The organism is Flavobacterium hungaricum (assembly GCF_015182285.1).
Taxonomy (GTDB): domain Bacteria; phylum Bacteroidota; class Bacteroidia; order Flavobacteriales; family Flavobacteriaceae; genus Flavobacterium; species Flavobacterium hungaricum.
In genome coordinates, this window is sequence record NZ_PRDM01000002.1 from 251,406 (window position 1) to 264,549 (window position 13,144).

Annotated in this window: 14 protein-coding genes; all 14 read right to left on the reverse strand. The window is 35.2% G+C overall.

Annotation, left to right across the window (positions count from 1 at the left end; all coding sequences use genetic code 11):
- Positions 1-8: 8 nt before the first annotated feature.
- The 14 genes from nuoL to aspS all read right to left on the reverse strand — a co-directional run bounded on the left by nuoL (position 9) and on the right by aspS (position 13,109).
- A complete protein-coding gene (gene nuoL / locus C4F50_RS08840) occupies positions 9-1,892 on the reverse strand; it encodes an NADH-quinone oxidoreductase subunit L (protein ID WP_193846079.1) in 1,884 nt (627 codons plus the stop codon).
- Between the two features lie 6 nt (positions 1,893-1,898).
- A complete protein-coding gene (gene nuoK / locus C4F50_RS08845) occupies positions 1,899-2,219 on the reverse strand; it encodes an NADH-quinone oxidoreductase subunit NuoK (RefSeq protein WP_193846080.1) in 321 nt (106 codons plus the stop codon).
- Positions 2,219-2,761, reverse strand: a complete 543-nt coding sequence (locus C4F50_RS08850; protein WP_193846081.1) for an NADH-quinone oxidoreductase subunit J family protein — start codon at positions 2,759-2,761, stop codon at positions 2,219-2,221. Before C4F50_RS08850 ends, nuoK begins: the two co-directional genes overlap by 1 nt.
- Positions 2,762-3,307, reverse strand: coding sequence for a NuoI/complex I 23 kDa subunit family protein (locus C4F50_RS08855; protein WP_193846082.1), 546 nt, complete (start codon positions 3,305-3,307; stop codon positions 2,762-2,764).
- A 168-nt stretch (positions 3,308-3,475) separates the two neighbouring features.
- The gene (gene nuoH, locus C4F50_RS08860; RefSeq protein ID WP_193846083.1) at positions 3,476-4,528 is read right to left on the reverse strand and encodes an NADH-quinone oxidoreductase subunit NuoH; all 1,053 of its coding nucleotides are present in this window, start codon (positions 4,526-4,528) and stop codon (positions 3,476-3,478) included.
- Positions 4,529-4,531: 3 nt separating this feature from the next.
- Entirely contained in the window at positions 4,532-5,560 is a 1,029-nt protein-coding gene (locus C4F50_RS08865; protein ID WP_193846084.1) for an NADH-quinone oxidoreductase subunit G, read from the reverse strand.
- An 80-nt stretch (positions 5,561-5,640) separates the two neighbouring features.
- Complete coding sequence (gene nuoF, locus C4F50_RS08870; protein WP_193846085.1) at positions 5,641-7,011, reverse strand: NADH-quinone oxidoreductase subunit NuoF; 1,371 nt, start codon at positions 7,009-7,011, stop codon at positions 5,641-5,643.
- Between the two features lies 1 nt (position 7,012).
- Positions 7,013-7,543: a complex I 24 kDa subunit family protein gene (locus C4F50_RS08875; RefSeq protein ID WP_193846086.1), complete on the reverse strand. Its 531-nt coding sequence runs from the start codon at positions 7,541-7,543 to the stop codon at positions 7,013-7,015.
- A gap of 194 nt (positions 7,544-7,737) precedes the next feature.
- On the reverse strand, positions 7,738-8,976 hold the full coding sequence (locus tag C4F50_RS08880) for an NADH-quinone oxidoreductase subunit D (RefSeq protein ID WP_193846087.1): 1,239 nt from the start codon (positions 8,974-8,976) through the stop codon (positions 7,738-7,740).
- A 21-nt stretch (positions 8,977-8,997) separates the two neighbouring features.
- The gene (locus C4F50_RS08885; protein ID WP_193846088.1) at positions 8,998-9,519 is read right to left on the reverse strand and encodes an NADH-quinone oxidoreductase subunit C; all 522 of its coding nucleotides are present in this window, start codon (positions 9,517-9,519) and stop codon (positions 8,998-9,000) included.
- A 1-nt stretch (position 9,520) separates the two neighbouring features.
- The gene (locus C4F50_RS08890) at positions 9,521-10,069 is read right to left on the reverse strand and encodes an NADH-quinone oxidoreductase subunit B (protein WP_008466114.1); all 549 of its coding nucleotides are present in this window, start codon (positions 10,067-10,069) and stop codon (positions 9,521-9,523) included.
- 155 nt (positions 10,070-10,224) lie between these two features.
- A complete protein-coding gene (locus C4F50_RS08895; protein ID WP_193846089.1) occupies positions 10,225-10,590 on the reverse strand; it encodes an NADH-quinone oxidoreductase subunit A in 366 nt (121 codons plus the stop codon).
- Between the two features lie 244 nt (positions 10,591-10,834).
- Positions 10,835-11,029: a cold-shock protein gene (locus C4F50_RS08900; RefSeq protein WP_007137066.1), complete on the reverse strand. Its 195-nt coding sequence runs from the start codon at positions 11,027-11,029 to the stop codon at positions 10,835-10,837.
- Between the two features lie 328 nt (positions 11,030-11,357).
- Positions 11,358-13,109, reverse strand: coding sequence for an aspartate--tRNA ligase (aspS, locus tag C4F50_RS08905; RefSeq protein ID WP_193846090.1), 1,752 nt, complete (start codon positions 13,107-13,109; stop codon positions 11,358-11,360).
- Between the last annotated feature and the right edge of the window lie 35 nt (positions 13,110-13,144).

A 13,144-nucleotide genomic window follows, 5' to 3' on the forward strand; every position in this document is an offset into this window, starting at 1 on the left:
TTATAGTATTATTGAGCTAAAAATATATAGGAAATAATGGCACACATTCCTAAAACAAAAACAAATAGATATAATCCGATACTTCCCGATTGTAATTTTTTTCCTTGAAAAGCAATTTCATTCGTTACTTTACCCAATCCGAAAACAAGAGCAGATAAACCAGTTTCGATATAATCTCTAAAGAATTTAGACAAAGAATTGATTGGCTGTACAAACACTGCATCGTAAGCTTCGTCTACATAATATTTGTTGTACAAAACTTTGCTTAAACCAGTAATGTTTTCGTCAGATTCTGGAACATTATCTTGTTTAAAGTATTTAATGTAAGCAATTAAAATCCCTAATATTCCTCCAAGAACAGCAACACCCATTAGTGTGTATTCAGTTGTTCCTAAATGATGTTCTTCACCAGCTGCTTTTGAAAAAAGAGGAGCGAGATATTCATTTAACCAACTGTTTCCAGGTAAGCTGATTAATCCGCCAAATGTTGCTAGAATTGCTAAGATGATCAATGGAATAGTGATTAAAGAACCACTTTCGTGTAAATGATGTTTTTGTTCTTCGGTTCCTCTAAATTCTTTAAAGAAAGTTAAGAACATTAATCTGAACATATAGAAAGCTGTCATGATAGACGCAATAGATCCAACAACGTATAATGAAATATTGTGGTGGAAAGCGGTCATTAAAATTTCGTCTTTAGAAAAGAATCCTGAGAAAAATGGCACACCGGAAATCGCTAATGAAGAAATCAACATCGTCCAGAAAGTAATTGGCATCGCTTTACGTAATCCTCCCATTTTTCGCATATCCTGTTCACCGTGTAAGCCGTGAATAACAGAACCTGAGCCTAAGAATAAACAAGCTTTAAAGAAAGCATGCGTGATTACGTGGAAAACAGCTACTTCGTAAGCTCCAAAGCCTAATGCTAGAAACATTAATCCTAATTGCGAAACAGTAGAATAAGCCAATACTTTTTTGATATCAGTCTGCACTAAACCAATTGTTGCGGCAACCAATGAAGTTATACCCCCAATAATTGCAATAACATTTTGAACATCGTGAGCGGCGTCAAATACAAAATTTAATCTTGTTACCATAAAGATACCAGCAGTAACCATCGTTGCTGCGTGAATCAATGCAGAAACAGGAGTTGGTCCCGCCATTGCATCTGGTAACCAAGTGTACAACGGAATTTGAGCAGATTTACCACAAGCCCCAATGAACAAACATAAAGCAGCTAAAGAAAGTAAAGGTGAATTTAAGTCCGATGCTCCAGCAACCGCTGTTTGTAAAGTTGCATAATCCAAAGTAGAGAACATTGAACCTATTATGAACATTCCGATCAAAAGGCCCAAATCTCCAATTCTGTTCATGATAAAAGCTTTTTTAGCAGCATCATTGTAATTTTGGTTTTTATGCCAGAATCCAATTAACAGATAAGAACAAAGTCCAACACCTTCCCAACCGATAAATAATACTAATAAGTTACTTCCAATTACAAGCGTAATCATAAAGAAAATAAACAGATTTAAATAGGCAAAAAACTTATGCATATTCTCATCATCGTGCATGTAACTGATAGAGTATAAGTGAATCAATGATCCAATTCCTGTTACAAAAAGCAACCAAAGAACCGATAATTGATCTAATAAAAAGCCAAGATTGATTTTTAAATTACTGATTTGAATCCAGTCAAATAAAGTAACTTGAATTCCTTTTCCAGTAGAAGTAATTTGATTAAAAAGTAAAAGAGAAACAACAAAAGAAATTGCAACAGCAATAGTTCCGATTGCACCAGAAACTGTTTTTCCTAAGCTTTTTCCAAAAAAGACATTTACCAGAAAACCTAGTAAAGGAGTTAAAACTAAAATTAAAGCTAAATTGGTATCCATTTCTAATTATCCTTTTAAATTTTTTAAACTATCGATACTAATTGAACCTAGATTTCTAAATATTGAAACTAAAATGGCCAATCCTACCGCAACTTCTGCCGCAGCAACTGCCATCGAGAAGAACACAAAAACCTGCCCTTGTGCATCTTGATGATAAGTTGAAAAAGCAACAAATAAAAGGTTAACTGCATTCAACATAATTTCGATAGACATGAAAACGATAATTGCATTTCGTCTGTACAATACACCAAAAATACCAATACAGAAAAGTACAACACTCAAAAAGATGTAATTTTCAATACCTATTTGATTTAATATATTACCCATTATTTATTATTTAGTTTTTCTTTTTTAGACAATAGAACAGTTCCAATCATGGCAACCAAAAGTAAGATCGAAGCAAACTCAAACGGAACCATGTATTCGTTCAATAATATTTTACCTAAAACCTGAATAGATTGGAAATCTTCTCCTGTAGAATCATAACCTCCAACAATTGGTTTAGAGTTGATAAATATTGTGATCAATACAATTACGATTAAACAGAAAGAAACGATAGCTCCAAGACGTGTAATTCTAGGTCGGTGAACTTCTCGCTGTTCGTTTAAGTTCATCAGCATTATTGTAAACAGGAAGAGAATCATAATCGCTCCCGAATAGACTATAATGTGTACAACGGCCAAAAATTGTGAATTCAATAATAAATAATGACCAGCAATTGAGAAGAAACAAATTACCAAATATATGGCACTGTGAATTGGGTTTCTGCTGAAAATTGTTAAGAAAGCAGTAATAACAGTAATAAATGCTAAAAAGCAAAAGATAACTTGAACAGTTGTTGCGTGTGCAAAATCAGGAATATGTATCATTTAGTTAGCATTTTTAAGTTGAGCATTTTTCAAAGCCATTTCTAAAGGCATTACTAATTTATCTTTCCCGAAAATGAAATCTTCTCTTTCGTAACTAGCAGGAACCAAAACTTTAGAAGTGGTCAAATAGATAGCATCTTTTGGACAAGCTTCTTCACAAAGACCGCAGAAAATACAACGAAGCATGTTGATCTCATAGATTTCAGCATATTTCTCTTCTCTATACAAATGTTTTTCGTCAGATTTACGCTCAGCAGCTTTCATTGTGATAGCTTCTGCAGGGCAAGATAAAGCACATAGTCCGCATGCAGTACAGTTTTCGCGTCCTTGCTCATCACGTTTCAACATATGTTGTCCGCGGTAAACGGGACTCATCGTACGAACTTGCTCCGGATAATGAATTGTAACTTTTTTTCTAAAAAGGTGTTTCAAAGTAATAATCAGACCTTTTACAATCGCCACAAGATACAATCGTTCAATAAAAGTCATGTCCTTATTAGAGACAACTTTTTTTCTACCCGATAATGAAATAGTTTCTATTGACATTTTTACTATTATAGTTTATGATTTACAATTTGAGATCAATCAAATTTAAAATCTATTTTATTTTTTACTTGAATCCCGATCCTATCAGGACTTTATCCGCTGTATTTTTATTTTTTAATGAAAAAAATAAAAAGATGTCGCTTCTACGGGGCTATTGCTCTACGATTCTTAAAATCCTAAAGCTGCTGCGATATCGTGTCTTAAAATAACAGCTCCCGTAATCATGATATTAACAATCGAAAGTGGAATTAAAATTCTCCATCCTAAGTTCATTAATTGGTCATATCTAAATCTTGGAATCGTCCAACGTACCCACATATAGAAAAATATGAAGAAACATATTTTTACAAACAATACCGCAATTCCTAATAAGTTAGCTGTATTTACACCAACATTTTCTACCATCCATTGCATTCCTGGATAATTGTATCCTCCAAAGAACAGCACAGAAATAATAGTTGCAGAAGTAAACATACTCGCGTATTCAGCAAATAAATAGAATCCCATTTTCATTGATGAATATTCGGTATGATAACCTCCAATTAACTCACTCTCACATTCTGCTAAATCAAAAGGAGTTCTGTTTGTTTCTGCAAATGAACAGATTAAGAAAATTAAAAAAGATAAAGGCTGATAGAAAACATTCCAATTCATCCCTTGCTGCTGTAATGACATTTCTTTTAAGCTCATTGTTCCAGTCATCATCAATAAAGCAATCATTGATAATCCCATTGCAACTTCGTAAGAAACCATTTGAGAAGCTGCACGAATAGCTCCCATTAAAGAGAATTTATTGTTAGAAGCCCAGCCACCAATCATGATGCCGTAAACTCCAACAGAAAGTACTCCGAAAATGTATAATAAAGCAATATTTACATCAGTTGCCTGAAGAATAATATCTCTTCCAAAAAGGTGTAGTCTATCTCCCCACGGAATTACAGCACTTGTCATTAAAGCTGTACTCATTGCAATTGCGGGACCTACAACAAATAAAAATCTATTTGGTGTATTTGGGAAAAATTCTTCTTTCGAGAATAATTTCATACCGTCTGCAAGCGGCTGTAATAAACCTCCCCATCCAGCACGGTTTGGACCAACACGATCCTGAAGGAAAGCAGCAACTTTACGTTCTGCCCAAGTAGAATACATGGCCATAATCATGGTTATCGCAAAAACGACAACAATAACAACACTCTTTTCTATAATAAATGCACTTTCCATTTCTTATTTTTTATCGTTTGTAGTTAATGGAATTGATGCCATACTGATTTTTTTACGGTCAATATCTCTACCCAAAAGAATGTTCTTCTCGGTATCGATTTCAACTTTCTCTAATTTTTGAGTATAATTATTTTGGTTGATTACAGAATCTTTTTCAAATTCTCTTGGTCCCTCAATAACCCAATCCTTAACATCTTTGTGATCAAAACGACAGCTGTTGCAGATAAATTCTTCAACTTCGTGATACTCATCTTTGCGACCTGTAACACGTTGAATTTCTCCACCAAACATCCAAACGGTAGTTTTACCGCAACATCCTGGAGTTGTACATTCTCTGTGCGCGTTGTAAGGTTTGTTAAACCAAACTCTTGATTTAAAACGGAAAGTTTTATCTGTTAAAGCTCCTACTGGACAAACATCGATCATGTTTCCAGAGAACTCATTTGTAATGGCTTTAGAAATACAAGTCGAAATATTAGCGTGGTCTCCACGATCTAATACTCCGTGAACTCTATTGTCTGTTAATTGATCTGCAACCTGTACACACCTTTGGCAAAGAATACAACGGTTCATGTGCAGTTGTATATTTGGCCCAATATCTTCTGGTTCAAATGTTCTTTTTTCTTCAATGTAACGTGACTTCGGATTTCCGTGTTCGAAACTTAAATTCTGCAAATCACACTCACCAGCCTGATCACAAATAGGGCAGTCTAATGGATGGTTGATTAATAAAAATTCTGTTACAGATTTACGAGCTTCCGTTACTCTTGCAGACGATTTGCTGTTCACTTCCATACCGTCCATACATCCTGTTACACAAGATGCCATTAATTTCGGCATTGGTCTCGGGTCAGCTTCACTACCTTTAGAAACTTCAACTAAACAACAACGACATTTACCGCCGCTGCCTTTTAATTTTGAGTAATAGCACATGGCTGGCGGAACAAGATCTCCTCCAATCATACGTGCAGCCTGCAGGATCGTTGTTCCTGGTTCTACGTCTATACTTTGACCGTCTATGGTTACTTTCATCTCTTTATTTTGTTTTTTTAGTTTCAGGTTTAAAGTTTCAGGTTGAACTTGAAACTAAAAAAACTTGAAACTTGAAACTATTATATAATTACTTTGCCGCCAACCAAATGTTTTACCTGAGAAAAAGGCTCAGCTACAAAGTGATCTCTATTTTTTATTTTTTCTGGGAAACGAACATGATATTCAAATTCATCTCTAAAGTGGCGAATCGCAGCTGCTACCGGCCAAGAAGCGGCGTCACCAAGCGGACAAATTGTGTTTCCTTCAATTTTACTTTGAATGCTCCACAATAATTCGATATCTTCTTCACGGCCTTGACCGTTTTCGATTCTCCATAATATTTTTTCCAACCAGCCTGTTCCTTCACGACAAGGTGTACATTGTCCACAAGATTCGTGGTGGTAGAAACGAGCAAAATTCCAAGTGTTTCTTACAACACAAGCAGTATCATTATATACGATAAATCCTCCTGAACCTAGCATAGATCCAGTAGCAAAACCACCATCACTCAAAGATTCGTAAGTCATTAATCTGTCTTCTCCGTTTGCTGTTTTAAAAATTAATTCAGCTGGTAAAATTGGCACAGAAGAACCTCCAGGTACAAATGCTTTAAGGGGTCTGCTAGAAGACATTCCTCCTAAATATTCATCAGAGTTCATGAATTCGTCAACACTTAAGCCTAATTCAATTTCGTAAACCCCAGGATTTTTGATGTGTCCAGAAGCAGAAATTAATTTAGTTCCTGTAGAACGTCCAATTCCAATTTTTGCATAATCTTCACCAGAATTGTTGATGATCCAAGGCACCGTCGCAATAGTTTCCACATTGTTTACTACTGTTGGATTTGCCCAAAGGCCAGAAACCGCTGGGAAAGGTGGTTTAATACGAGGGTTTCCTCTTTTACCTTCCAAAGATTCGATTAATGCAGTTTCTTCTCCACAGATATATGCTCCAGCTCCACAGTGTACGTGAAGTTCCAAATCATAACCTGTTCCTAATATATTTTTTCCTAACCAGCCGGCAGCTTTAGCTTCGGCGATTGCTCTTTCTAATATTTTGAAAACCCACATATATTCTCCACGGATGTAGATATACGAAAGGTTTGCGCCTAGAGCGTAACTTGAAGTAATCATTCCTTCGATCAATAAGTGAGGAATATATTCCATCAAAAAACGATCTTTGAAAGTACCCGGCTCAGACTCGTCGGCATTACAAACTAAATGTCTTGGTTTACCTGATTTTTTATCAATAAAACTCCATTTCATACCAGCAGGGAAACCTGCACCACCACGTCCGCGAAGACCTGATGTTTTTACTTCTTCAGTAACTTCGTCTGGAGTAAGGGTTTTTAAAGCTTTTTCTACAGAAGCATAACCACCATTTTGGCGATAAACTTCGTAGGTTTTAATTCCAGGAATATTGATTTTATCTAATAATATTTTTTGTGACATCTTATTTATCGTGTAATATTATTTTATCATCTCTACAATCAGCAATGATCTGATCGATTTTTTCTTCTGTCAATTTCTCTTTGTAGAAATCTCCCAACTGCATCATCGGAGCATAGCCGCAAGCACCTAAACATTCTACACCAGCAATGGTAAACATTCCGTCTGGAGTGGTTTCACCTACTTTAATGCCTAATTTTTCAGAAGTATAATCCATTAAATTTTCGGCACCATTTAAACAACAACAAGAAGTCTGGCAGAATTCAAACATGTATTTTCCAATTGGCTTTTGGTTGTACATCGTGTAAAAAGTTACCACTTCATAAACCTCGATTGGTTTGATCTGAAGGATCTCGGCAACTTTATCCTGTAATTCGATACTTAACCAGTTGTCATGCGCATCCTGCACTTCATGCAGAACAGGCAGTAAAGCCGATTTTTGTTTGCCTTCCGGATAATGACTAATCAATTCATTGATGCGGTTCATTAATGCCTCAGTCATGTTTATTTCTTGTTTGTAATGTTTACGTTCCATTTTTATTTTAGATTTTAGATTTTAGTCCCGATAGCTATCGGGATAGATTTTTTCAAATCTTACTCCAATCCGTATTCTGCAATCTTTGTTTAAGTTTTAGATTCTTCAATCTTTATATAATGTTAGATTTATAAATCTAAATTCTAAAATCTGCAAAGCAATCTAAAATCTAAATTCTAAAATCTAAAATTTTTTTACGCGTCTAATTCTCCAGCGATTACGTTAAGACTTGATAAAATAACAATCGCATCAGATAATAAAGAACCTTTAATCATTTCTGGATAGGCTTGATAATAAATAAAGCAAGGTCTTCTGAAATGTAATCTATATGGGGTTCTGCTTCCGTCTGTGACTAAGTAAAATCCTAATTCTCCATTTCCTCCTTCAACCGCATGGTAAATTTCTGCAACTGGTACAGGAACTTCTCCCATGACGATCTTAAAGTGATAAATTAAAGATTCCATAGAATTATAAACATCTTCTTTTGGAGGAAGGTAGTAATCTGGAACTTCTGCATGATATTCGTTTCCAGCCGGCATTTTATCCAAAGCCTGACGAATAATGCTTAAACTTTCCCAAACTTCTGCATTACGAACACAGAAACGATCGTAAGTATCTCCTGATTTTCCAACAGGAACAATGAAATCGAAATCTTCGTAAGAAGAGTAAGGCTGCGCTACACGAACATCATAATCAACTCCTGCTGCACGTAAGTTTGGACCTGTAAATCCGTAAGCCATTGCTTGCTCAGCAGAGATCGCTCCAACATTTACAGTTCTGTCAAGGAAAATTCTATTTCTCTCGAACAAGTTTTCGAATTCTTTCCAAGCAACTGGAAAGTCTTCCAGAAAAGTATTGATTTTTTTGAATGCTTCTGGAGACCAGTCTCTTTCAAATCCACCAATTCTTCCCATATTGGTTGTCAAACGAGCGCCACAAATTTCTTCGTAAATCTCGTAAACTTTTTCTCTAAATTGAAAAACGTATAAGAAACCAGTATACGCACCAGTATCTACACCTAGAATCGAGTTACAGATTAAGTGATCTGTAATACGCGCCAGCTCCATTACGATTACTCTTAGATATTGTACTCTTTTTGGAACTTCAATACCTAGTAATTTTTCTAGAGTCATCCACCATCCCATATTGTTGATAGGAGACGAACAATAGTTCATACGATCTGTAAGGGGCGTGATTTGATAAAACGGACGATTTTCGGCAATTTTTTCGAAAGCTCTGTGAATGTAACCAATAGTTGGTTCAGCCTCAAGAATTCTCTCACCATCCATCAATAAGATATTTTGGAAAATACCGTGTGTTGCAGGGTGTGTAGGACCTAAATTTAGTACAGAAAGTTCGCTTCCGTCTTCATTTAAACGATCCTTAATTATTTTAGCATATCGATGCTCTGGTGGTAATAATAGTTCTGACATTTTATAATGTTGAATTATTTTTTAGCAATTTGATGGTGTTCTTCCGAAGAATCTGTCATCTTTATCTGTTCTTCCGCTGTCTTCCATTGGAAATTCTTTTCGCATTGGGAAAGACTGCATTTCGTCCATATTTAGAATACGTTTCAATTGAGGGTGTCCAATAAAGTTTATCCCATAGAAATCGTACGTTTCTCTTTCCATCCAGTTTGTACTCAAGAAGATATTTGAAATAGATTTAATTTCTGGTTTTTCTCCATTTAGAAAAACTTTGATTCTCAATCTTTTGTTTTCGTACCAATTGTGTAAGTGATATACAACTGCAAACTGACGCTCTGTTTCATTATCTGGGTAATGAATACCGCATAAATCGGTTATGAAATGAAAACGCAGTTCTGGATCGTTTTTAAGGAAAAGAATCAATGGTTTGATAGTATCTGCCGAAGCTTCTAAAGAAAAAATATCTCTTTCTTGCTGGAAGTTAAAAACATCGTTATTAAATGTCTCTATCAGTTTGTCTTGAATCTGGGTATTTTCTAAAGCCATTTTATGAGATATTATAGGAAGCTAATAATTCTTGGTATTCTGGAGAGCTTCTTCTTCTCACAGACTCACTTTTTACCAGTTCTTGAAGTCTCATTACTCCATCTACAATTTGTTCTGGTCTTGGCGGGCATCCTGGTACATAAACATCTACCGGGATTACTTTGTCAATTCCCTGAAGTACAGAGTAAGTGTCAAAAACACCTCCAGAAGAAGCGCATGCTCCAACAGCAATTACCCAGCGAGGCTCAGACATCTGCTCGTATACTTGTCTTAAAATAGGCGCCATTTTTTTTGAAATAGTTCCCATTACCAATAACATATCTGCTTGACGAGGAGAGAAACTCACACGCTCGGAACCAAATCGTGCTAAATCGTAATGAGATGCCATTGTTGCCATGAATTCGATACCACAGCATGAAGTTGCGAAAGGAAGAGGCCATAATGAGTTTGCTCTTGCCAAACCAACAACATCATTAAGTTTTGTTGCGAAGAAACCTTCACCAACAACTCCTTCTGGCGGCGCTACCATATTTACTTTTGAATCGCTCATTTTTATTTTAGATTTCTGATTTTAGATTTTAGATTTGTGATCGTAAAAAATAAAATCAATATTTTAAATCAGTTTTGTTGAGGATCAAATCTTAAATTTTAATTCTAAATCTTTTTAAATCTAAAATCAGAAATCTAAAATCTAAAATCTCTAAATTATTCCCACTCTAATGCTTTCTTTTTGATGATGTAGAAAAAACCAACTAAAAGCAAAGCCATGAAAACAATCATTTTTAACATTCCTTCAATTCCTAAATCTTTGAAGTTTACTGCCCAAGGATAAAGGAAAATAACCTCTACGTCGAACAATACAAATAAAATAGCAACAAGGAAATATTTTACTGAGAAAGGAATACGGGCATTACCAACAGATTCGATACCGCATTCGAAGTTTTTGTCTTTTACTTCAGAGGTTCTTTTTGGACCTAATTTTCCAGAAATAATGATTGTTCCTACGACAAAACCAACAGCTAAAATTAACTGCATTAAAATAGGAATGTAACTGTATTGATCGGATTGCATAAGCTTAGGTTTTATACTTAAAAAATGAGCCACAAAGATAACTTGGAACTCTGTAAAACACAAGCTAAAAAAGGATTTAAGTACTGTAGTAAACCGCGTTTATAGGTAATTTTTATTCATTATAAATAAGAAAGAGTTTTTTTAATATTTTTTTAAGATTTAAGCAAAAAAAAACGTCTCGAAATTAATCGAAACGTTTTTCTTAGACCATTCAGGCAAAAAAAAATAAATTGCTATATTTTTCTTAGATCACCGCTACTTTTGCAGCAACTTTCCCTTTTCTTCCTTCTTCTTCTTCATAGCTTACACGGTCACCTTCGCGTAATTCTTCCGCGTTAATTCCTGAAGCGTGAACGAAGATATCTTTTCCTGTTTCTTCGTCTGTAATGAATCCATAACCTTTAGATTCATTGAAAAATTTTACTGTACCTGTACGCATTGTAATTGTAATAATAATTTATAATAAAACAAATGTAAGATTAAAATTCATACAAAAGACATGAAGGTGTTAATTTTTTGTAAAAATTATTGATTTACAGTGTTTTTAGTGTATATATTGCGTCTCTATTGAAAGGTTATCGGTTTAAATGAGAATCATTAAAAATACTTCAAAAAGTAAGAACTTCTTTACGGGATTTTTTGTTTGTTTCGTCGGTTTTTTTTGCTTTTTATCGATTGTTTTCGCAAAAAATACAAACGAGAATAATTTTCAAAAAAAATACTGCAGCTTAAAAAGTACTGCAGTATTAATTTTGTTTGTAAAGGATTTAAACTAAATCGACTTTGATATGTAATTCTTTCAATTGGTTGTCATCAATTGCAGCTGGAGCGTCGATCATCACGTCTCGTCCAGAATTGTTTTTTGGAAAAGCAATAAAGTCTCTAATCGTTTCCTGTCCGCCTAATATTGCTACCAAACGATCTAATCCAAATGCAAGTCCTCCGTGAGGCGGTGCTCCAAATTGGAAAGCGTCCATCAAGAATCCGAATTGTGCTTTTGCTTCTTCTTCGGTGAATCCTAAATATTTGAACATTAATTGCTGCGTTGCTTTGTCGTGAATACGAATCGATCCTCCGCCAATTTCATTTCCGTTTAAAACCATATCATAGGCGTTAGCACGAACTTTTCCTGGTTCTGTTTCCAACAATGCCATATCTTCTGGTTTTGGAGAAGTAAATGGGTGGTGCATCGCATGGTAACGGCCGCTTTCTTCGTCTAATTCTAATAATGGGAAATCTACAACCCATAATGGAGCAAAAACTTCTGGATTACGTAATCCTAAACGAGTTGCTAATTCCATTCTAAGTGCAGATAATTGCGCACGTGTTTTGTTTGCTGGGCCAGAAAGTACAAAAATCATATCTCCGGCTTTAGCGCCAGTAGTTTTTGCCCAATTGGTTAAATCTTCCTGATCGTAGAATTTATCTACAGAAGATTTAAAAGTTCCGTCTTCGTTACATTTTACGTAAACCATTCCAGAAGCTCCAACCTGAGGACGTTTTACCCAGTCAATCAAAGCATCGATTTCTTTACGGGTGTAATTTCCAGCGCCTGGAACTGCAATACCAACCACTAATTCTGCAGCATTGAATACTGGAAAATCTTTGTGTTGTGCAAATTCGTTTAACTCACCAAACTCCATTCCGAAACGAATGTCTGGTTTGTCATTTCCGTATGTTTTCATAGCATAATCGTAGGTAATTCTTGGGAATTTCTCTACTTCAATGCCTTTAATTTCTTTTAATAAATGTCTTGTCAATCCTTCAAAAACATTTAAAATATCTTCTTGTTCCACAAAAGCCATTTCGCAGTCAATCTGTGTAAACTCAGGCTGACGGTCTGCACGTAAATCTTCGTCACGGAAACATTTCACGATTTGGAAATATTTATCCATTCCACCCACCATCAATAATTGTTTGAAAGTCTGTGGAGATTGCGGCAAAGCATAAAACTGACCTTCGTTCATACGGCTTGGTACAACGAAATCTCTCGCTCCTTCTGGAGTAGATTTAATAAGGTATGGAGTTTCAACTTCGCAGAAATCTAAATCAGAAAGATATTTACGAACTTCCATTGCCACTTTGTGACGGAATAACAAACTGTTTTTTACAGGATTTCTTCTGATATCCAAGTAACGGTATTTCATTCTGATGTCTTCACCGCCATCTGTTTTATCTTCAATAGTAAACGGAGGCGTTATAGCCGCATTCAATATATTTAATTCAGTTACTAAAATTTCGATATCTCCAGTAGGAATGTTTTTGTTTTTAGCTTCACGCTCAATAACGGTTCCTTTAACTTGAATTACAAATTCTCTACCTAAAGTTTTAGCAAGTTCAAAGATTTTTTCGTCTGAACGGCTCTTGTCAAATAATAATTGAGTAATTCCATAGCGATCTCGTAAATTAACCCAATTTATAAATCCTTTATCGTTAGAGTTTTGAACCCATCCAGCCAGAGTAACTTCTGTATTAATATTTGAGGCATTTAATTCGCCGCAATTATGACTTCTATACATAATCTAAAATTTTAGACTGCAAAAGTAAATACAAA